16 protein-coding genes are annotated in these 20,389 nt (G+C 74.0%); 14 read left to right on the top strand and 2 right to left on the bottom strand.

Going from position 1 to position 20,389, the window contains the following annotated elements; translation table 11 throughout:
• Positions 1 to 16 precede the first annotated feature (16 nt).
• The 3 genes from BJZ21_RS19335 to BJZ21_RS19325 all read left to right on the top strand — a co-directional run bounded on the left by BJZ21_RS19335 (position 17) and on the right by BJZ21_RS19325 (position 5,900).
• The gene (locus BJZ21_RS19335; protein ID WP_179665244.1) at positions 17 to 3,418 is read left to right on the top strand and encodes a UvrD-helicase domain-containing protein; all 3,402 of its coding nucleotides are present in this window, start codon (positions 17 to 19) and stop codon (positions 3,416 to 3,418) included.
• Positions 3,415 to 5,172, top strand: a complete 1,758-nt coding sequence (gene recD, locus BJZ21_RS19330) for an exodeoxyribonuclease V subunit alpha (RefSeq protein ID WP_179665243.1) — start codon at positions 3,415 to 3,417, stop codon at positions 5,170 to 5,172. Before BJZ21_RS19335 ends, recD begins: the two co-directional genes overlap by 4 nt.
• Positions 5,173 to 5,291: 119 nt before the next feature.
• On the top strand, positions 5,292 to 5,900 hold the full coding sequence (locus BJZ21_RS19325) for an ACT domain-containing protein (RefSeq protein WP_179665242.1): 609 nt from the start codon (positions 5,292 to 5,294) through the stop codon (positions 5,898 to 5,900).
• Between the two features lie 7 nt (positions 5,901 to 5,907).
• Here the strand turns inward: BJZ21_RS19325 and BJZ21_RS19320 are convergent, their stop codons facing one another.
• Positions 5,908 to 6,354 carry a nitroreductase family deazaflavin-dependent oxidoreductase gene (locus BJZ21_RS19320; RefSeq protein ID WP_179665241.1) on the bottom strand — a complete coding sequence of 149 codons (447 nt, stop codon included), beginning with the start codon at positions 6,352 to 6,354 and terminating at the stop codon, positions 5,908 to 5,910.
• 77 nt (positions 6,355 to 6,431) lie between these two features.
• Here BJZ21_RS19320 and BJZ21_RS19315 point away from each other — a divergent pair, with 77 nt between their 5' ends.
• The 9 genes from BJZ21_RS19315 to BJZ21_RS19275 all read left to right on the top strand — a co-directional run bounded on the left by BJZ21_RS19315 (position 6,432) and on the right by BJZ21_RS19275 (position 15,731).
• Positions 6,432 to 7,367: a 1,4-dihydroxy-2-naphthoyl-CoA synthase gene (locus tag BJZ21_RS19315; RefSeq protein ID WP_179665240.1), complete on the top strand. Its 936-nt coding sequence runs from the start codon at positions 6,432 to 6,434 to the stop codon at positions 7,365 to 7,367.
• Between the two features lie 49 nt (positions 7,368 to 7,416).
• A complete protein-coding gene (locus BJZ21_RS19310) occupies positions 7,417 to 8,049 on the top strand; it encodes a class I SAM-dependent methyltransferase (RefSeq protein ID WP_343052233.1) in 633 nt (210 codons plus the stop codon).
• Positions 8,046 to 8,804 carry an SDR family NAD(P)-dependent oxidoreductase gene (locus BJZ21_RS19305; protein ID WP_343052232.1) on the top strand — a complete coding sequence of 253 codons (759 nt, stop codon included), beginning with the start codon at positions 8,046 to 8,048 and terminating at the stop codon, positions 8,802 to 8,804. Before BJZ21_RS19310 ends, BJZ21_RS19305 begins: the two co-directional genes overlap by 4 nt.
• A gap of 66 nt (positions 8,805 to 8,870) precedes the next feature.
• Entirely contained in the window at positions 8,871 to 8,975 is a 105-nt protein-coding gene (locus BJZ21_RS19300; RefSeq protein ID WP_281380848.1) for a Sir2 family NAD-dependent protein deacetylase, read from the top strand.
• A 113-nt stretch (positions 8,976 to 9,088) separates the two neighbouring features.
• Entirely contained in the window at positions 9,089 to 9,721 is a 633-nt protein-coding gene (locus BJZ21_RS19295) for a class I SAM-dependent methyltransferase (protein WP_343052231.1), read from the top strand.
• Between the two features lie 91 nt (positions 9,722 to 9,812).
• Positions 9,813 to 10,763 (top strand): ABC transporter ATP-binding protein, encoded by a 951-nt coding sequence (locus BJZ21_RS19290; RefSeq protein WP_179665239.1) that lies wholly within the window; start codon positions 9,813 to 9,815, stop codon positions 10,761 to 10,763.
• Positions 10,760 to 12,124 (top strand): ABC transporter permease, encoded by a 1,365-nt coding sequence (locus BJZ21_RS19285; RefSeq protein ID WP_179665238.1) that lies wholly within the window; start codon positions 10,760 to 10,762, stop codon positions 12,122 to 12,124. Before BJZ21_RS19290 ends, BJZ21_RS19285 begins: the two co-directional genes overlap by 4 nt.
• A gap of 3 nt (positions 12,125 to 12,127) precedes the next feature.
• Positions 12,128 to 14,917, top strand: coding sequence for a bifunctional YncE family protein/alkaline phosphatase family protein (locus tag BJZ21_RS19280; protein WP_179665237.1), 2,790 nt, complete (start codon positions 12,128 to 12,130; stop codon positions 14,915 to 14,917).
• Between the two features lie 121 nt (positions 14,918 to 15,038).
• Positions 15,039 to 15,731 (top strand): NAD-dependent deacylase, encoded by a 693-nt coding sequence (locus tag BJZ21_RS19275; RefSeq protein ID WP_179665236.1) that lies wholly within the window; start codon positions 15,039 to 15,041, stop codon positions 15,729 to 15,731.
• On the opposite strand, the gene BJZ21_RS19270 is transcribed toward BJZ21_RS19275, so the two are convergent.
• Entirely contained in the window at positions 15,728 to 17,197 is a 1,470-nt protein-coding gene (locus BJZ21_RS19270; RefSeq protein WP_179665235.1) for an amidohydrolase family protein, read from the bottom strand. The genes BJZ21_RS19275 and BJZ21_RS19270 overlap by 4 nt on opposite strands.
• Positions 17,198 to 17,316: 119 nt before the next feature.
• Here BJZ21_RS19270 and BJZ21_RS19265 point away from each other — a divergent pair, with 119 nt between their 5' ends.
• Both BJZ21_RS19265 and BJZ21_RS19260 read left to right on the top strand, forming a co-directional pair.
• Positions 17,317 to 18,747: a serine hydrolase domain-containing protein gene (locus tag BJZ21_RS19265; RefSeq protein WP_179665234.1), complete on the top strand. Its 1,431-nt coding sequence runs from the start codon at positions 17,317 to 17,319 to the stop codon at positions 18,745 to 18,747.
• A 46-nt stretch (positions 18,748 to 18,793) separates the two neighbouring features.
• Complete coding sequence (locus BJZ21_RS19260; RefSeq protein ID WP_179665233.1) at positions 18,794 to 20,389, top strand: ABC transporter substrate-binding protein; 1,596 nt, start codon at positions 18,794 to 18,796, stop codon at positions 20,387 to 20,389.

The raw sequence follows: 20,389 nt of genomic DNA, 5'->3' as shown, positions 1-20,389 counted from the left end.
CGAACCCTCCGAGGCTGTGAGCGCCGCGACGACCGCGACCGACCACTTCGACATCTGCGGGCCGCTGCCGACCGGCACGACGCTGCTCGAGGCGAGCGCCGGCACCGGCAAGACCTGGACGATCGGGGCGCTGGTCGCCCGCTACGTCGCCGAGGGCCACGCCCGGCTGGAGCAGATGCTGGTGGTCACGTTCGGGCGCGCGGCCAGCCAGGAGCTGCGGGAGCGGGTCCGGGCCCAGCTGGTCGAGGTCGAGCAGGCGCTGGCCGAGGACCTCCCCGGTCCCGGCCGGCCGCCGCAGCCGCGCTCGGACCTGGTCGAGCTGCTGCTCGACTGCGACGCGGCCGAGCGCCGGCTCCGGCACCGCCGGGTCGCCGAGGCGCTCGCCGGCTTCGACGCGGCGACGATCGCGACCACCCACCAGTTCTGCTCCCTGGTGCTCGACTCGCTCGGGGTCGCCGGCGACACCGACTCCTCGGCCCGGCTGGTCGAGGACCTCGACGACCTGCTCGGTGAGGTGGTCGACGACCTCTACCTGCGGGCGTTCGCGCGGGTCGAGGACGCGCCGCCGTTCACCCACGCCGAGGCGCTCGCGATCGCCCGGCGCGCGGTCGGCGACCCGCAGGCGCGGCTGGAGCCCGCCGGCGAGGCCGCCGAGACCCTGGCCGGGCGCCGGGTGGCGTTCGCGGCCGCGGTGCGCGCCGAGATGGAGCGGCGCAAGCGGCGGCTCGGGATCCTGTCGTACGACGACCTGCTCAGCCAGCTCGCCGACGCGCTGGAGTCCGAGGACGCGCCGGCCCGGGCGCGGATGCGGCAGCGCTGGCGGATCGTGCTGGTCGACGAGTTCCAGGACACCGACCCGGTGCAGTGGACGGTGCTCGACCGGGCCTTCAGCGGGCACGCCACGATGGTGCTGATCGGCGACCCGAAGCAGGCCATCTACGCCTTCCGCGGCGGCGACGTGACGACGTACCTCCAGGCCGCCGGGACCGCCGACACCCGCCGCACCCTGGGCGTGAACTGGCGCAGCGACGCCCCGCTGGTCGAGTGCCTGCAGACCGTGCTGGGCCGCGCCGAGCTCGGCGACCAGCGGATCGTGGTCCACGACGTCAGCTCCTGCCACGACGGGAGTCGGCTGGCCGGCGCACCGTCGGGCGCGCCGTTCCGGCTGCGGGTGGTGACCCGGGCCCAGTTCGGCAAGCGCGGCACCCGCCCGCTCACCGTCGGCGACGTGCGCCCCCACGTGGCCCGCGACCTGGCCCTGGACATCCGCGCACTGCTCGCCTCGGACGCCACGTTCGACGGCCGGCCGCTGGAGCCGCGCGACGTGGCCGTGATCGCCTACCGGCACGCCGACCTGGCCACCGCGCGCGAGGCGCTGCTGGAGGTCGGGGTGCCCGCGGTGATCGCCGGCGGCGGCAGCGTGTTCGCGACGCCGGCGGCGGTCGAGTGGCTCGAGCTGCTCGAGGCGCTGGAGCAGCCGCACCGCAGCGCCCGGGTGCGGGCCGCGGGGCTGACCTGCTTCCTCGGGCACACCGCCCGCGAGCTCGACGAGCGCGGCGACCAGCTCACCGAGGACGTCTCGGACCGGCTGCGCTCCTGGGCGGAGGTGTTCGTGCTGCGCGGCGTCGCGGCCGTGCTCGAGGCCGCCACGGCGGCCGGCCTGCCCGCCCGGGTGCTCGCCGAGACCGGTGGCGAGCGCCGGCTGACCGACCTGCGCCACCTCGGCGAGGTGCTGCACGAGACCGCGCTGACCGAGCGGTTCGGGCTGCCCGCGCTGCTGACCTGGCTGCGCGGCCAGGTCGCCGAGGGCCGGGCCGGCCGGGGCGCCGAGCGGACCCGGCGGCTGGACTCCGACGCCGCGGCGGTGCAGCTGGTGACCATCCACGCCAGCAAGGGCCTGCAGTACCCGATCGTCTACCTGCCCGCGCTCGCCGACCGCAACGTCCCGAAGCCCTCGATGCCGCTCTTCCACGACGCCGAGGGCCGGCGCTGCGTCGACGTCGGTCGGGGCGGCGCCGGCTGGGACCACCACGTGCGCCGCTGGCGGGCCGAGGAGGGCGGGGAGTGGCTGCGGCTGCTCTACGTCGCGCTGACCCGGGCCCAGTCGCAGGTGGTCGCCTGGTGGGCCCCCACCCGCAACACCCCGGCCTCACCGCTGCAGCGGATCCTGGTCGGTCGCCGGCCGGGCCTGGGCGCCGTGCCCGAGGAGTTCGACCACCGCAGCGACGAGGAGGTGGCCGACTTCCTCGAGCGCTGGTGCCGTGCCGGAGGCCCGGTGCCGGAGCCCTCGGTCCCGGCCGCCCCGGGCGCCGAGCCGCGCCGCCCCGAGGTGCCGGGGCTGGCGGTGCGCCGGTTCGGTCGCACCGTCGACGTCACGTGGCGACGGACGTCGTACTCCGCGTTGACCGCGGTCGACAGCGCCGCACCGCCCCCGGTGGGCGGGGTCGCCAGCGAGCCCGAGGTGGAGGCCAAGGACGACGAGGAGGTGGGCGCCGCGAGCACGGCCACCGCTGCGTCCGGCGGGGCGGCGTGCGCCGAGGTGGCCTCGCCGATGGCCGGCCTCCCGGTGGGCGCGACGTTCGGCTCGCTGGTGCACGCGGTGCTCGAGCACGCCGACCCCGGCGCCGCCGACCTGCGCGCGGAGCTGCTCGCCCACGTCGACGAGCAGCTGGTGCGCTGGCCGGTGCCGCTGGACCGCGAGGAGCTGGCCGAGGCCCTGGTCGCGGTCTGCGACTCGCCGCTGGGCCCGCTCGCCGACGGGACCACGCTGCGTCGGGTCGCGCTGGCCGACCGGCTGCGTGAGATGGAGTTCGAGCTGCCGCTCGCCGGCGGCGACCTGGCCGACCGGGATCCCGCCGCGCCGGGCGTCGCCGACGTGCGCCTCGGCGACCTGGCGCCGCTGCTGCGCCGCCACCTGCCGACGGGCGACCCGGTGCGGTCGTTCGCCGACGCCCTGGACGCGCCGGCGCTGGGCGGGCAGAGCCTGCGCGGCTACCTCACCGGCTCGGTCGACGTCGTGCTGCGCCTCCCCGGCCCGCCGGGCGGCGCGGGGCCGCGCTACCTCGTCGTCGACTACAAGACCAACTGGCTCGGCGGCGCCGACCGGCCGCTGCGCGCGCACGACTACCGGCCCGAGGCGCTGGCGGCGGCGATGGGCCACTCCGACTACCCGCTGCAGGCGCTGTTGTACGCCGTGGTCCTGCACCGGTTCCTGCGCTGGCGCCAGCCCGCGTACGACCCCGAGCAGCACCTCGGCGGCGTGCTCTACCTCTACCTGCGCGGCATGTGCGGCCCGGACACCCCGGTCGTCGACGGCCAGCCGTGCGGGGTCTTCAGCTGGCGGCCGCCGGTGGCGCTGGTCGAGGAGCTGTCCGACCTGCTCGACGGGGCCGCCCGGACCGCCGAGGGGGCCCGATGACCGAGCTGTTCGAGCCGGCCGGCGAGCACGACGCCCGGCTGGTGCTCGGCGCCGACGGGCTGCTGGGCGACCTCAACCGCGGTGGCGTCCTCGAGGCCCCCGACGTGCACGTCGCCCGCCGGCTCGGCGAGCTCGGCGGCGAGTCCGACGAGCGGGTGCTCGCCGCGGTCGGGCTCGCGGTGCGCGCCGTCCGGCACGGCTCGGTGTGCGTGGACCTCGCGACGGTGCCGCAGGTGGCGCCGGCGCTCGGGTGGCCCGAGCCCGCGGCCTGGCAGGCCGCGGTGGCGGGGTCGCCGCTGCTGGAGGCCGGCGCGGTGCGTCTCGAGCACGGGCTGCTCTACCTCGACCGCTACCACCGGCTCGAGGAGCAGGTCGTCGCCGACCTGCGTGAGCGGGCCGCCCAGCCGCCCCCGGTGGTCGACGAGCCGGCGCTCGCCGCGGCGGTGGCGCGGGTCCGCGGCGGCCACCTCAGCAGCGAGCAGGAGGAGGCGGCGGTGCGCGCCGTACGCCGGTGGACCACCGTGCTCACCGGCGGCCCCGGCACCGGCAAGACCACGACCGTGGCCCGGATGCTCGCGCTGGTCGCCGACCAGGCGGCCGGTGCCGGGCGACCGCTCTCGATCGCGCTCAGCGCGCCCACCGGGAAGGCCGCGGCCCGGCTGCAGGAGGCGGTGCTCGGCGAGCTCGCCGGCCTGCCCGACCGCGACCGCGACCAGGTCGGCCGGGTCGAGGCGATGACCCTGCACCGGCTGCTCGGCTGGCTGCCCGACAACACCACCCGGTTCCGCCACGACCGCGGCAACCGGCTCAAGTACGACCTGGTCGTGGTCGACGAGTCCTCGATGGTCGAGCTCACGATGATGGCCCGGCTGCTGGAGGCGGTGCGCCCCCAGGCCCGGCTGGTGCTGGTGGGCGACCCGCGCCAGCTGACCTCGGTCGGGGCCGGGGCGGTGCTCTCCGACCTGGTGGCCGGCTACGACGGCCAGCCCGACTCGCCGGTGGTGTCCCTGACCCACAACTACCGCTCGACCGAGGACATCAAGGCGCTCGCCGAGGCGCTCCGGGTCGGCGACGCCGACGGGGTGCTCGCGGCACTGCGCACGGACTCGCCCGAGGTCGAGTTCGTCGAGACCGAGGACGCCGCGCCCGTCCTGCGCGAGGGCCTGGTCCACCACGCCCTGCGGGTGCGCCAGGCGGCCGAGTCCGGGGATGCGCGCGCCGCCACCGAGGTCCTCGACGAGCACCGGCTGCTGTGCGCGCACCGCGAGGGCCCGCACGGCGTCCGGCACTGGAACCGGCTGGTCGAGCAGTGGCTCGGCGAGGAGACCGGGGTGGAGATCCACTCCGAGTGGTACGCCGGCCGCCCGCTGCTCGTGACCGCGAACGACTACGCCGTCAACGTCTACAACGGGGAGACCGGCGTGACGGTCCGGCGTCCGGACGGCCGGCTGCGCGCGGTGATCGCCGGCTCCGGCGGGCTGCTCGACCTCGCGCCCGGTCGGCTGGACGCGATCGACACCATGCACGCGATGACCATCCACAAGAGCCAGGGCAGCCAGGCCGAGGAGGTCACGGTGCTGCTGCCGGCGGCCGACTCGCGGCTGCTGACCCGCGAGCTGTTCTACACCGCGGTCACCCGGGCCCGGTCCCGGCTGCGGGTGGTGGGCACCGAGGAGGCGGTCCGCGCCGCGGTCGCCGCCCAGGCCCAGCGCGCCACCGGCCTGCGCCAGCGGCTGACCGACCGTCGGGCCTGACCCGGGCCCGCCGGACGGCCCGCCGGCCGGCCGGCCGGAACGCTCTCACGGGCCGGTCGCCGAAATCCGCCGGAAACAGGCCACCGCTAGGGTCGGGTCACCCGAAGAGTGGAGATGAGATGCCGTTCCTGCTGCGCGTGGAGCTGCCCGACGTGCCCGGTTCGCTGGGCCGCGTGGCGAGCGCCATCGGTGAGGCGGGTGGCGACATCGAGGCCATCGAGATCGTCGAGAAGCGCCACGACGACGGCGTCGCGGTCGACGACGTGCTGCTCGAGGTCGCGCCGGGCACCATGCCCGACTCGATCGTCTCGGCGTGTACCGCGCTCGACGGCGTGCAAGTGGTCTGGATCAGCCGGTACGCCGCCGGCGGCAACCTGATCCTCGACCTGGAGGCCGTCGAGGAGCTGACCGCCGACCCGGCCGGCGCGCTGGACAAGCTGATCGACCTGCTGCCGGTCACGTTCCGCGCCGAGTGGGCCGCCCGCGTCCACGACCAGGACGGCGTCGTGCACGCCACCAACGGGGCGCCGCCCGACCTGGCGTTCACCTCGATCGGCAAGGCCACCCGGGTCCCGACCGACGACGACAACGTGCACGTCGGCGCCCGGCTGAACAAGCACGAGATCGTGCTGATCGGCCGCCGGGGCGGCCCGGAGTTCCTCGACTCCGAGCTCGCGCGGCTCGGCCACCTGGTCGCGCTGGCGATGTCGATCGCCCGGGCCGGCTGACGGCGAGTCAGTCGATCCGCTCGAGGAGGAAGAGCGGGATCTCCCGGTCGGTCTTCTGCTGGTACTCCGCGTACGGCGCGAACTGGGCGACGGCGCGCTCCCACCACTCGGCGCGCTCCTCGCCCTCGGCGACGCGCACCGAGTACGTGTGCTTCTCCGGGCCGTCCTGGAGGTCGACCTCGGGGCGGGCCAGGAAGTTGTGGTACCAGGTCGGGTGGTCCGGAGCGCCGCCCTTGGAGGCGACCGCGGCGTAGACGCCGTCCTTCTCCACCCGCATCACCGGGTTCTTGCGCAGCTTACCCGACCTGGCGCCGCGGGAGGTGATCACGACGATCGGCCAGTCGGGGTTGCCCCGCAGGATGTTGGCCCGCCGGCCCTCCGAGGCCTCGAACTCCTCGACCTGGTCACGGACCCACTGCTGCGGGCTCGGCACATACTCTCCGGTCAGCGTCATGTGATCCACAACACCTGCGCGTGGAGCCGCATTCCGGCGCGCGGTCCGGGAGCCGGGCGCTGAGTAGGGTCGCGCTCATGAGCGCCATCGACGGAGTGTCGGAGACCTTCGACCCCGACGCCTGGGACGCCGTCCCCGGCTTCGAGGACCTGACCGACCTGACCTACCACCGCGCGAGGGCGCACGGCACGGTCCGCGTCGCGTTCGACCGGCCCGACGTGCTCAACGCGTTCCGGCCGCACACCGTCGACGAGCTGCTCCGCGTGCTCGAGCACGCCCGGACCTCCGCCGACGTCGGCTGCGTGCTGCTCACCGGCAACGGGCCCGCCGCCACGCACGGCAAGCGGGCGTTCTGCTCCGGCGGCGACCAGCGGATCCGCGGTCGGTCGGGCTACCAGTACGAGTCGGGCACCGAGGGCGGCGTCACCGACGCCCGCACCCCGGCCGACCAGGCCCGCCTCGGCCGGCTGCACATCCTGGAGTGCCAGCGACTGATCCGGTTCATGCCGAAGGTCGTCGTCTGCCTGGTCAACGGCTGGGCGGCCGGCGGCGGGCACAGCCTGCACGTGGTCAGCGACCTGACCCTGGCCAGCCGCGAGCACGCGCGCTTCAAGCAGACCGACGCCGACGTCGGCTCCTTCGACGGCGGCTTCGGCTCGGCGTACCTCGCCCGCCAGGTCGGGCAGAAGTTCGCCCGGGAGATCTTCTTCCTCGGCGAGGAGTACTCCGCCGAGGACGCCCACCGGATGGGCATGGTCAACAAGGTGGTCCCGCACGCCGACCTCGAGCGCGAGGCGCTGGAGTGGGGCCGGAGGATCAACGGCAAGTCGCCGACCGCCCAGCGGATGCTCAAGTACTCCTTCAACCTGATCGACGACGGGCTGGTCGGGCAGCAGCTCTTCGCCGGCGAGACCACCCGACTGGCGTACATGACCGACGAGGCGGTCGAGGGCCGCGACCAGTTCCTGGAGAAGCGGGAGCCGGACTGGTCGCCGTTCCCCTGGTACTACTGATGTCCCGGCACACCACGCTCGCCATCAGGGCCGACGGAGAGGGGACCCCGTGACCGCCCCCGACGAGGGCACCCGCTGGCAGCGGATCGCCCGCCGCACCGTCGGCGAGGACTACGCCCGGACCTACGCCGAGCGGTTCCGCGCGATGGCCGGCCGCGGCGAGGACGTGCACGGTGAGGCGACGTTCCTGGCCGGGCTGGTCGAGCCGCCGGCGTCGGTTCTGGACGCCGGCTGCGGGACCGGCCGGATCGCCGTCCGGCTGGCCGAGCGCGGCTTCGACGTGGTCGGCCTCGACGTCGACGCGGCGATGCTGGAGGTCGCCCGGGACGAGGCGCCCGACCTGGACTGGCGCCACGCCGATCTCGCGTCCTTCGACCTCGGTCGCCGCTTCGATGTGGTGCTGCTCGCCGGCAACATCGTGCCGCTGCTCGAGCCCGGCACTCTGCCGGCGGTGGCGGAGCGGCTGGCCGCCCACGTGGCGCCGGGCGGCCGCGTGGTCTGCGGCTTCGGCCTCGACGCCGCCCATCTGCCGGCCGGTTGCCCGGTCACCCCGCTGGCCGACTTCGAGGCGGCCATCCGCCCCGCCGGGCTCGAGCCGGCGGCCCGCTGGTCGGGCTGGGACCGGAGCTCGTTCGAGGAGACAGGCGGTTACGTGGTGACCGAGGACAGGAGGAGCTCGTGAGCGACGACGCACGCGGGGTGCTGGTGACCGGCGGCTCGCGCGGGATCGGCGCCGCGATCGCGCGCGCGTTCGCCGAGCGGGGCGACCGGGTCGCGGTCCACTACGGCAGCTCGGCCGACAGCGCCGAGGCGGTGCGCTCCTCGCTCCCCGGCGACGGCCACGTCACCGTCGGGGCCGACCTGGCCGACCCCGAGGAGGTACGCCGGGTCGTGGACGCTGCGGCCGAGCGGCTCGGCCGGCTCGACGTGCTGGTCAACAACGCCGGGATCTTCCGCGCGCACCCGCCCCTGACCACGTCGTACGACGACTGGCAGGCGGCCTGGTCGCAGACCTTGGCCACCAACCTGGTCGGCGCCGCGAACGCCGCCTTCTGCGCGATCCCGCACCTGCGCGCCGCCGGCGGCGGGGCGATCGTCAACGTGTCGAGCCGCGGCGCGTTCCGCGGCGAGCCGGCGAACCCGGCGTACGGCGCCTCGAAGGCCGGGCTGAACGCCTTCGGCCAGTCCCTGGCGCTGGTGCTCGCGCCGCACGGCATCTCGGTCGGGACCGTCGCGCCCGGCTTCGTGCAGACCGAGATGGCCCGCGAGGTGCTCGACGGGCCCGGCGGCGACGCGGTGCGCGCGCAGTCCCCGTTCGGGCGGGTGGCCCGACCCGAGGAGGTGGCCGCGGCGGTGCTGTGGCTGGCCTCGCCGGAGGCGAAGTTCTCCACCGGCACGATCATCGACGTCAACGGCGCCTCCTACCTGCGCAGCTGACGACGACCGGCGGACCCGCGCCGGGCCGCGGTGAGGCGGCACCCGCGACGTCGTACCCTCGCCGGCATGAGGGCCGGGGTCCTGACCGGCGCCGGCATCTCCGCCGAGAGCGGGGTGTCGACCTTCCGCGACGCCGACGGGCTGTGGGAAGCGGCTCGGTGCGCTGTATGAGCCCCTGGCTGCGCAGAGCGTCGGGGCGCCCGGTCGGGCCCGGCCGCTAGATTCGGCCCCATGGACCCGGACCCGGTTGTGCAGCGCCCCTCCCGACGGTGGGCGGCCCGGTGGTGAGCGCCGAGGAGGGCACCCGCTGGCAGCGGATCGCCCGCCTTACCGTCGGCGAGGACTACGCCCGGACCTACGCCGAGCGGTTCCGCGCGATGGCCGGCCGCGGCGAGGACGTGCACGGTGAGGCGACGTTCCTGACCGGGCTGGTCGCGCCGCCGGCATCGGTGCTGGACGCCGGTTGCGGCACCGGCCGGATCACCGTGCGGTTGGCCGGGCTCGGGTACGACGTGGTCGGGCTCGACGTCGACCCGGCGATGCTGGAGGTCGCCCGGGACCAGGCGCCCGACCTGGCCTGGCACCATGCCGACCTCGCGTCCTTCGACCTCGGCCGCCGCTTCGACGTGGTGCTGCTCGCCGGCAACATCGTGCCGCTGCTCGAGCCCGACACCCTGTCCGCCGTGGCGGAGCGGCTGGCCGCCCACGTGGCCCCCGGCGGGCGGGTGGTCTGCGGCTTCGGTCTCGACACCGACCACCTGCCGGCCGGCTGCCCGGTCACGCCGCTGCGGGACCTCGACGCCGCGATGGCGGCGGCCGGGCTGGGACCGCTGGCCCGTTGGTCGGGCTGGGACCGGGCCCCCTTCGCCGAGGCGATCGGTTATGTCGTCGCCGAGCACGGCCCAATGGACCGCTGAGGTTCGCCCGCCGTTCGACTAACGGACCCGCCGGGGCCAACCCGCGTCGCCAAGGTTCCTCTCGCCGTCGTCAATCTCGGGAGGAACTGGCATGGCAGAAAGCCGCGCAGTTCGGGCGCGCGGGCTCACCAAGTGCTTCGGCGACGTCGTCGCCCTGGACGGGGTGGACCTGGACGTGCCCGCCGGACAGGTCCACGGGCTGGTCGGTCCCAACGGGGCTGGCAAGACCACACTCCTCGGCCTGCTCCTGGGGCTCGCGGTCGCCGATCGCGGCCGCCTGGAGATCCTCGGTACGCCGGTCGGGCGGAGCCTCGCCGTCGCCGACCGCGTCGCCGGGTTCGTGGACGGGCCCGGCCTCTACCCCACGCTGACCGCGCGGCAGAACCTGGCGGCGCTCGCCTCGCTGCGTGGTGGCCCCGGCAATCGCGGGACCCGGGCAGCCGGCGTCGACGAGGTCCTCGAGCAGGTCGGTCTCACCGACGTTGCCGACGACCGCGTCGGCGGCTTCTCCCTCGGCATGCGCCAGCGGCTCGGCCTGGCGGCCGCGCTGCTGACCCGGCCGCGGCTGCTGGTGCTCGACGAGCCCGCCAACGGCCTCGACCCCTCCGGCAAGCGCCGCGTCCACGACGTCCTCGACGGCCTGGCCGCGGACGGCGCCACGGTGATCCTCTCCAGCCACCGCATGGACGACCTGGCGGCACTGTGCTCGGAGGTCACCCTGCTGGCCGGGGGACGCGTCGTCTTCTCCGGCCCGGTCGAGAAGCTGGCCGGTGAGTGCGGGGACCTCGACCACCGGCTCGTCGTCTCCGACCCGGCTGCCGCTCGGGCGGTGGCCGGTGAGGTGGCCGGGCTGCGCGTGCTGAACGGATCGGAGCTCGGGCACCACATCGGGGCCTCGGCACTCGTGGTCCGGGCCCCGGTGCCCTGTGTCGAAGAGCTGGTCGTCCGGCTGGTCGGCGCCGGCGTGGCGGTGCGCGAGGTCGCGCCGACGGTCTCCCCGCTGGAGTCGGCGTTCCTGGCCCTGACCGGGGAGGCTCGATGAGCGTGGACCTCGCCGTGCGGCGCGACGAGCTGCGGGCGGCGGCGCCCTCGCCGCTGACGCGCGGCCTGCGGTTCGAGCTGGTCAAGCTGCTCTCCCTGTGGCGGATCCGGCTGCTGGTCGCGCTGTGCTGGACCGCGCCGGCGGCGTTCGTCGCCGTGGTGGGCCGGCAGAGCTCGTTGCCCACGGACACCGTCTTCGGCCGCTGGATGCATGCCAGCGGGTGGGCCGGGTCGCTGGTCGTGCTCGGGTTCGCGTGCACCTGGGTGCTGCCGCTGCTGACGGCGCTGGTCGCCGGTGACGTCTTCGCCGCCGAGGACCGGCTGGGCACCTGGCGCCAGCTCCTCGTCGCGGTGCGCTCGCCGCGGCGGATCTTCGTGGCCAAGGCGCTCGCCAGCCTCACGGTGGTCGTGCTGGCCGTGGTCGGCCTCGCGGTGGCGGCCACCGCCGGCGGGCTCGCGTCCGCGGGCGACCGGCCGCTGGTCGGGCTGGACGGCCATCTCCTCACCGCGGGCGAGGCCGCCCGCACGGTGCTGCTCGCCTGGCTGAGCGTGCTGGCGCCCACGCTGGCCTTCGCGGGCGTCGGCCTGCTCGGCTCGGTGGCGCTGGGCCGCTCGCCCATGGGGCTGCTCGCCCCGGCAGTGCTGGCCTTCGTGCTCCAGCTGGCCCAGCTGCTGCCGCTGCCGGCGGCGCTGCGGCTGGCCCTGCCCAGCAACGCCTTCCTCGCCTGGCGCGGCCTGGTCACCGCGCCGCCGCAGCTCGGGCCGCTGTTGGCCGGGCTCGCGGTCAGCGCCGCCTGGGCGTTCCTGGCCACCGCGCTGGCCTACCGGCTCTTCGTCCGCCGCGACTTCACCGACACGACCTACGACGGGTCCGGCCGGCGCGTGCTGACGGCGGGCGCGCTGCCCCTCGCCGCCCTGCTGGGGCTCTCCGTGGCCGTGGTGGCGGTGGCCACGCCGGTCGCCGGCTCGGGCATCGACCGCGCCAAGCTGGAGGACTCGCTGACGACGTCGTTCTCGCACCTCTACGTGCTGCAGACCGAGGAGCTCCACCGGCCGGCGGTGAGCGAGGCCCAGCTCCACGCGACGACCCGCTGCGACAAGGGCGGGGACGCGGTCGAGGACACGGGGCCGGGCAACGACTGGCGCTGCGTCGTCACCTGGACGCTGCCGGGCGCGACCGCGACCGGCACCGCCCTCTACCAGCTCGACGTCACCGCAGACGGGCGGTACGTCGCCGACGGCGATGGACCGAAGGAGGTGAACGGTTCCTTCCGGGTGCGCACCCCCACGGGTGACGCCCCCAACCCCCTCTGGCAGGTCGACGGCAACCTCGACCTGCTCACCAGTTCCTCGAAGGGATGATCAATGCACGTCACGCGCCAACGCCGGCGCGTCTCGGAGGTCCGTCTCGGGCTCTTCGGTCGACGCACCACCCGCCGCGTCCGCATCCTCGCGGCCGGCACCGCCGCCTTCGCCCTGGCCGGCGGCGGAATCGCCTACGCCACCACGGGCGGCTTCGGTGACCACCAGGTCGGCAGCCAGTACGCCGACGGCCTGCAGATCTCGTCCGACCAGGTGGTGAAGCCACTGGGCGAGCGACTCATGACGCCGTACGGCAAGTTCATGGGTTCCACCGTCAGCCCCGACGGCCGGTTCCTGGCGGCCACGTCCACCGACCGCTCGGTGTCGCTGCAGGTCTTCGACCTGTCGAGCTACAAGCTCATCTGGCGCGGGGGCACCGCCTCGGGCGTCGACGCGCGGCTCTCCGACAACACCGTCGGCCAGGAGGGTCCCCTCTACTCGCCCGACGGCAACTTCCTCTGGATGCCCAACTCGACCGGCCTGACCCGGTTCCCGGTCAACGACGACGGGACTCTCGGCGCCGGCACCAAGGTGTCGATCCCGACCGTGGACGGCAAGCGGGCGCTGACCGCCGGCCTCGCGTACTCGCCCGACGGGTCGACGCTGTACGCCGCGGCCAACGGTCAGAACACGGTCGTCGCGATCGACCCGGCTGCCGGGACGATCGCGAAGACTTGGGACGTCGGCATCGCCCCGCGCCAGCTGAGGTTCGTCGGCACGAAGCTCTACGTCAGCGACGAGGGCGGCCGCAGGGCCCTTCCGGGTGACCAGACGCAGGGGTCCTACGGCACCGAGGTCCCCGCCGACCCGAAGCTCGGCACCTCGACGACCGGGGTGCTCAGCACCATCGACACCGCCGACACCTCCGCACCCGTCGGGCGCATCGAGGTGGGGCTGCACCCGACCTCGATGTACGCGAAGGACGGCGTCCTCTACGTCACCAACACCAACGACGACACGGTCTCGGTGGTCGACACGACCAGCGACCGGGTCGTCCAGACGATCGCCACCCAGCCGTGGCAGGGCTCGAAGGTGGGCTACGAGCCCGATGCCGTCACCGTCCACGACGGTCGCCTGCTCGTCAGCCTGGGTCGCGCCAACGCGATCGCGGTCTACAAGCTCGGCGAGAACGCGCTCGACCCGGTCAGCTACGTCGGGCTGGTCCCGACCGACTACTACCCGGAGGACGTCTTCGGGGTCGGTGACCAGCTGGTCGTGACCAACCGCCGCGGGATCGACGCCCGCGGCCCGCTCCTCACGTTCGACAAGGGGTACGGCACCGAGCCGGCGACCGGTCACGGCACCCACGGGACGACGGCCTCGCTCACCCGGTTCACCCTCCCGAGCGACAGCGAGATCAAGAGCACCTGGACCCGGACGGTCTTCGACCAGAACGGCTGGGGCCCGGCGGACACTGACACCAAGCACGCGAACGGCCAGCGCGCCAGCGCCGTCCCGGTGCCCCGGCGCATCGGCGACCCGTCGACGATCAAGCACGTGTTCATGGTGATCAAGGAGAACCGGACCTACGACCAGATCCACGGCGACATGCCCGAGGGCAACGGGGATGCGTCGCTGGCCCAGTTCGGTGAGCAGGTCACGCCGAACATCCACGCGCTGGCCCGCCAGTTCGGGCTCTACGACAACACCTACGACATAGGCACCAACTCCGCCGAGGGTCACAACTGGATCATGCAGGGCGACGACCCGGAGTACACCGAGTCGTCCGCGGGGGAGTACGTCCGCTCCTACGACACCGAGGAGGACGTGCTCGGCCACCAGCGTTCGGGCTTCCTCTGGAACGCCGTCCAGGACGCCGGCAAGAGCGCGAGGAACTACGGCGAGTTCCTCTACAACGAGGGCAGGGCGTCCGGCTCATGGCAGCAGTACTACTGCGCCAGCCAGGACGTCGAGAACGGCGGTGACCCCGCCCAGCTGACCTCCCCGGAGCTCAAGGGCGACTACGGCTCGGTGATCCCGTCGCTGAACGCGATCACCAACCCGACCTCCCCGCCGTTCGACCTCTCGATCCCGGACCTCTACCGCTACCAGATCTGGAAGCAGGACTTCGAGAAGAACGGGCCCGCGGACTTCAACATGCTGTGGCTGTCCGACGACCACACCGGTGGCCCGGTGTCCCCGCGCGCGGAGGTCGCCGGCGGTGACCTCGCGCTCGGCAAGGTCGTGCAGACGATCTCGCACAGCAAGTACTGGAAGGACTCCGCGATCTTCGTGCTCGAGGACGACAGCCAGAACGGCGCCGACCACGTGGACGGGCACCGCGCCCCGATCCAGGTGATCAGCCCGTGGGCCACGCACGGCAAGACCGTCTCGACCTACTACTCGCAGATCTCGATGGTGCGGACGATGGAGCAGATCCTCGGCGCCGAGCCGCTGAACCAGAAGGTCGCTGCGGCCACCCCGATGTTCGACGCGTTCCAGTCCAAGCCGGACGACACGCCGTACACGGCGAAGCCGAACCGCATCCCGCTGACCGAGAACATCGCGACCCCGCCGTCGTGCGGGCTCGACACGCCGAAGGGCGGGCAGGCGGCCGAGGCGACCCCCACCCCGCAGCGTCACGTCTCCCAGGCGGCGGCCTGGCAGAAGTGGGCGAGCAAGCAGCACCTGACCGGCAGGCACGCCCGGCCGGACTTCGCCAACCCTGAGCAGATGAACCGCTACACGTGGTACGAGACGCACCACTGGATGCTGCCCTACCCGGGGGACCCGAAGATCTACCTCCCCGGTGAGGTCCCGGGTGCGGCGCTGCCGGGCTCGGAGACCGAGTGACAACCTGAGCGACACCCTGAGCGACACCAGGTCGGCCCACCGGGTTCCCCGGTGGGCCGACCTGCGGTTCCGGCACGGACCGGGGCCGGTCGTCACCGCCCGGCGTCGTACCCTCGCCGGCATGAGGGTCGTGGTGCTGACCGGTGCCGGCATCTCCGCCGAGAGCGGGGTGCCGACCTTCCGCGACGCCGACGGGCTCTGGGAGGGCCACCGGGTCGAGGACGTGGCGACCCCGGAGGCGTACGCCGCCCAGCCGGCCGTCGTGCACAGGTTCTACGACGCCCGCCGGGCCGCGCTCGCCGGCGTCGAGCCCAATCCCGCCCACCGGGCGCTGGCGCGGCTCGAGGAGCACCTCGGTGACGACCTGCTCGTGGTGACCCAGAACATCGACGACCTGCACGAGCGGGCGGGCTCGACCCGGGTGCTGCACATGCACGGGGAGCTGCTCTCCGCGCTGTGCCGCGCCTGCGAGGGCCGCGTGAGGTGGGCGGGCGACCTGGGCGACTTCCCCGACTGCCCGTCCTGCGGGGTGAGCGCGCTGCGTCCCGACGTGGTCTGGTTCGGCGAGATCCCCTACCAGATGGACCGGATCCAGGAGGCGCTCGAGCGGGCCGACCTGTTCGTCTCGATCGGCACCTCCGGCGCGGTCTACCCGGCGGCCGGCTTCGTGCAGTACGCCTCCGGGCACGGCGTCAGGACCCTGGAGCTCAACCTCCAGCCCAGCGAGGTCAGCCGGCTCTTCCACGAGGCCCGCCAGGGGCTCGCCGGTGAGCTGGTGCCGGTGTGGGTGGAGGAGGTCCTGGCCGGGGGCTAGCCCAGCACGCCGCGGATCGCTTGCCCCGGGTAGGCGCCCGTGTCGAGCGCCCCGTCGCGCACCACGAACGTCCCGTCCACCAACAGGTGCTGGACCCCAGCGGAGGGGCGGGTGGGGTCGACGTACGTCGCCCGGTCGCTGATCGCCGACGGGTCGAGCACGACGAGGTCGGCGTCGGCGCCGACGCCGAGCCACCCCTTCGTCGCGGCAACCGGAGCGAAGCCGGCGACCACCTGGGCGGGGAGGTAGGAGCACCGGCGGAACGCCTCGACCCAGGTCCACAGCCCGGTCTCGACGACCATGCGCCGCAGCGAACGCGCGAACGTGCCCGCGGTGCGCGGATGCGTCTGGCCGCCGGCTGGCAGCGGCCACGCGCGAGTGTCCGTCGAGCCGTCCGGCCACTCGACGGGCATGGCGTCGCTGGCCACGATCGCGTCGGGGAAGGCGAGGGCACGCTGGAGCAGGGCGTCGTCGGCCGGGTCCTCCTCGTCGAGGAACCGGACCACGCAGGCGGCGCCGGGGTCGGTGGTGCGCAGTTCGGTGAGCCGGGCCACCGACTCGATCCGCTCGCCGGTCGCCACCATCGAGATCGAGGACGGTGTGAGGCCCCAGGCGGGCAGCCGTTCGGGGGCGAGGAAGAAGGCGCCGATGGCGGTGCTGCCGGCGCCGTACGGGTAGGCCTCGACCGTGACGCGCGAGCCGTTCGCGCGGGAGCTGTCGAGAAGGCTCAGCACCCGGTCGACGTGGCGCCGCGAGGTGCTGTTGACGTGACAGTGGTGCATGGCCGCGCCGGTCTCGCCGGCGGCCCGGGTGATCTCCAGGGAGCCGTCGATGGGCGTGGTCGGGTCGGCCTCGACGATCTCGCGCACGTGCGTGAACGTCGCCGTGCCGGTGCGCGCGGCGAGCCGAGCGACGTCGAGGAACTCCTCGGGGTCGGTCCGCGGGGCGTAGCCCATGAGCACCCCGACGCCGAGGGCGCCGGCCTCGAGCTCCGACTCGAGCAGCCCCAGCCACGTGGCGCGCTCGGTCTTCGTGGACGTCCGCTGCCACTCGGGGTTGCCCAGCAGGGCCAGCGACGCGTTCAGGTCCGCCGAGGGTGTCATCCCGAGGTGCGCAGCGGCCCGAGCGTCACCCCAGGAGGCCGAGAAGCCGTAGTGCAGGGGGCGACCGTCGGCGGCCGCCCGGGCGTAGGCCGTCTCGACCGGCATCAGGCCCGCCTCGAGGTCGAGGGTGGCGGTCACACCGTCGAGCGCCTGCAGCCGCTGGCCGGCGATGGAGTGCACGTGGCTGTGCAGGTCGACGAACCCGGGGCCGACCACGAGGCCGGTGACGTCGACGACCGTCGCACCCTCGTCGGGCAGCGACGGACCGACGGCCACCACGGTGCCGCCGTCCACCGCCACGTCGGCCACCTGCTCGGAACCGGAGCGCGGGTCGACCACGCGCCCGCCGCGGAGAATCAGCACCCCGCCATCCAACACCCCGGGCCCCGCGGGGCTCACTGGAGGATCGGACAGTGCGGAGGGCTTCCGCCTGTCCGTTCGGACGAATACAGGCGTCCGCGCCGCAACCTACGGTGGCCGCCATGTCGAACACCGAGAGCTCGCAGCGCGCCCTGGGCCCGGACGAGGTAGCCCGCTGGCTCGATGAGAACTTCGTCCGGCTCGTGGCCGAGCGCGGCGTGCCCGGCGCGAGCGTCGCCGTGCTCGCGGGCGGTCAGGTCGTCGGCGCCGCGGGCGCGGGCGTCACCAGCCTCGCCACCGGCGTCGCCGTCGACACCGACACGGTGTTCCAGATCGGCTCGATCACGAAGATCTGGACCACGACCCTCGTCATGCAACTGGTCGACGACGGGCTGCTGGACCTCGACGCGCCGCTGCTCGACTACCTGCCCGAGCTGGTCATCGGCGACATGGACGCCGCCAAGGTCCTGACGCCCCGCCACCTACTGACCCACACAGCCGGCTTCGAGGGCGACATCTTCACCGACACCGGCCGGGGCGACGACGCCGTCGAGAAGTACGTCGCCACGCTGACCGAGCTGCCCCAGCTCTTCGCGCCCGGGGAGACGTTCTCCTACAACAACACGGCGTTCGTGCTGCTCGGCCGCATCGTCGAGGTGCTCCGCGGCAAGCCGTACGACGAGGTCCTGGTCGAGCGCCTCGCCCGGCCGCTCGGCCTGGAGCGCGTCAGCCCGAGCCCCTACGAGGCGATCCGCCACCGTGCCGCCACCGGCCACGTCCCCGGTGAGGGCGCCGAGGCCGAGCTGGCGACGGCGTCGACCTGGGCGCTCGCGCGGTCGAACGCGCCGGCCGGGTCGATGCTGGCGATGACCCCGACCGACCTGCTCGGCTTCGTGCGGATGCACCTCGACGAGGGCATCGCTCCCGACGGCACCCGCGTGCTCAGCGCCGACTCCGTGCGGGACATGCAGACCCGTCAGGTCGACCTGCCGCTGCTCTCCGGCATGGGTGACGCGTGGGGCCTGGGCTGGGAGCTGTTCGACAGCCCGCAGGGCACCGTCGTCGCCCACGACGGCGGCACCATCGGGCAGGCGGCGTTCCTGCGCATCGTCCCGGAGGCGGGCGTGGCGATCGCCCTGCTGACCAACGGCGGGGACGTCTTCGGGCTGTTCACCGACGTGGTCGTCCGGCTGCTCGCCGACGTCGCCGGCGTCCGGCTGCCCGAGCGCCCGACCCCGCCGGCCGACTCCCAGCAGGTCGACGTCCGCCGCTACCTCGGTCGCTACGCCGACACCATCTACGACATCAGCGTCAGCCAGGACGCCGACGGCGCCCTCTGGCTGGACCGGGAGCCGAAGGACATCCATGCCGAGATCGGCGAGCAGCCCGTGCGGTTCCGGCTGGTCCACCTCAGGGGCGACTCCCTGATCTCGGTCGAGCCCGTCCGCGGCCTGCACGTCGTCTTCACGTTCCTCGGGGACGTGCCCGGCCCCGACGGCTCGAGCAGGGCCAAGTACGTCCACTACGGGCGCGTGGTCTCGCGCGCCGACTGACCCCAGCTCCGACCCCTTCGCCCACCCTGCAGAAAGAGGAACACCCATGAGGCCGGTCCACTCGAGCGCCATCCTGGCGCTCACCCTCTCCGTGGCCGCCGTCGGCCTCACCGCCTGCGGCGGAGGCTCCGCCGGCTCCAGCGCCGGGGGTGGTCAGTACGTCGACGGCAAGACGTTCACGCTGGCGCTCTCCGGCGACCCGGGTGCGCTCGACCCGCAGGCCAGCGCGTCGAGCCCGCTGTTCCAGGTGAGCAGGCTCGCCTACGACAGCCTCGTCACGGTCGACGCCAAGGGCGAGGTCCAGTCGCAGCTGGCCTCGAAGTGGGCGGTGGACGGCAAGACCGTCACCTTCGACATCAAGGACGGCGTCACCTGCGCCGACGGTACGCCGTTCACGGCGCAGACCGCGGTCGACAACATCGCGTGGGTGGAGAACCCGAAGAACAAGAGTCCGTTCCTGGGCGTGTTCGTCCCGGCCGGCGCCACCGCGAAGGCCAGCGGCAGCACGGTCACGGTGGACCTCGTCAGCGCCTCGCCGTTCGTCCTGGACTCGTTCGCGAACCTGCCGATGGTCTGCGACGCGGGCATGAAGGACCGGTCCACCCTCAAGGCGGGCACCGACGGCACGGGTCCGTACACGCTCCAGGAGGCGGTGCCCGGCGATCACTACACGTACGCCATCCGCAAGGGCTACACCTGGGGCCCGGACGGCGCGACGACCGCCACGACCGGGATGCCGGCGACCATCGAGGTCAAGGTCGTCCCCAACGAGACGACGGCCGCCAACGAGCTCCTCTCGGGGTCGCTGAACGCCGCGGCGGTCCACGGGCCCGACGCGGCCCGGCTGGAGGCGGCGAAGCTCGACCACGCCGACGCCCAGGCGATCGTCGGCGAGCAGTGGTACAACCAGAACCAGGGCCACGCCGCCGCCGACCCGGCCGTGCGCGCCGCCCTCACCCAGTCCCTCGACCTCGGCCAGCTGCAGAAGGTCATCACGTCCGACCGGGGCGGTCCGGCGACCCAGCTCGCCGTGGTCGCACCGGCCGGCTGCACCGGGTCGTCGGTGGACGGCAACGTGCCGGGCACCGACGTCGCCGCCGCCGAGGCGGCGCTCGACAAGGCCGGCTGGGTCAAGGGTTCGGACGGCATCCGGGCCAAGAACGGCCAGCGGCTGTCGCTCTCGTTCCTCTACGACTCCTCGCTCGGCTCGGGCGGCAGCGCCGCCGCCGAGCTCGCGGTCGCGGCGTGGAAGAAGATCGGCGTCGAGGTCAAGGCCAAGCAACTCGACGAGACCGGCATGGTGAACGCCATGTTCGGCACCGGCGACTGGGACATCGCCTGGGAGCCGCTCAACATCAACACGCCCGAGCAGGCGGTCCCGTTCTTCTCCGGTCCGGGCACCGCGGACGGCGGCAACAACATCTCCGGGATCCAGAACGCCGCCTACGAGGCCGGCGTCGAGAAGGCGATGGGCGAGGTCGGCGCCGACAGCTGCCCCGACTGGCTCGCCGCCGAGGGTGCCTTGTTCAAGGACAACGACCTGGTCCTGTTCGCCAACAGCGTGCTGCCGTTCTTCAGCAAGGGCGCCGAGATCGACGTCCTCGGCGAGGTCGTCCCGACCAGCATCCGGATGCTGGGCTGA

The sequence above is a fragment of the Nocardioides panaciterrulae genome, from assembly GCF_013409645.1.
Lineage (GTDB): Bacteria > Actinomycetota > Actinomycetes > Propionibacteriales > Nocardioidaceae > Nocardioides > Nocardioides panaciterrulae.
This window is presented reverse-complemented; position numbering and strand designations above follow the sequence as displayed.

Bases quoted from the DNA above. Each gene is read 5' to 3' on its own strand.
- BJZ21_RS19275 (WP_179665236.1), top strand. From the start codon at position 15,039: ATGAGGGTCGTGGTGCTGACCGGTGCCGGCATCTCCGCCGAGAGCGGG.
- BJZ21_RS19320 (WP_179665241.1), bottom strand. From the start codon at position 6,354: ATGACGCTGACCGGAGAGTATGTGCCGAGCCCGCAGCAGTGGGTCCGT.
- recD (WP_179665243.1), top strand. From the start codon at position 3,415: ATGACCGAGCTGTTCGAGCCGGCCGGCGAGCACGACGCCCGGCTGGTG.
- BJZ21_RS19300 (WP_281380848.1), top strand. From the start codon at position 8,871: ATGAGGGCCGGGGTCCTGACCGGCGCCGGCATCTCCGCCGAGAGCGGG.
- BJZ21_RS19315 (WP_179665240.1), top strand. From the start codon at position 6,432: ATGAGCGCCATCGACGGAGTGTCGGAGACCTTCGACCCCGACGCCTGG.
- BJZ21_RS19285 (WP_179665238.1), top strand. From the start codon at position 10,760: ATGAGCGTGGACCTCGCCGTGCGGCGCGACGAGCTGCGGGCGGCGGCG.
- BJZ21_RS19325 (WP_179665242.1), top strand. From the start codon at position 5,292: ATGCCGTTCCTGCTGCGCGTGGAGCTGCCCGACGTGCCCGGTTCGCTG.
- BJZ21_RS19265 (WP_179665234.1), top strand. From the start codon at position 17,317: ATGTCGAACACCGAGAGCTCGCAGCGCGCCCTGGGCCCGGACGAGGTA.
- BJZ21_RS19280 (WP_179665237.1), top strand. From the start codon at position 12,128: ATGCACGTCACGCGCCAACGCCGGCGCGTCTCGGAGGTCCGTCTCGGG.
- BJZ21_RS19290 (WP_179665239.1), top strand. From the start codon at position 9,813: ATGGCAGAAAGCCGCGCAGTTCGGGCGCGCGGGCTCACCAAGTGCTTC.
- BJZ21_RS19260 (WP_179665233.1), top strand. From the start codon at position 18,794: ATGAGGCCGGTCCACTCGAGCGCCATCCTGGCGCTCACCCTCTCCGTG.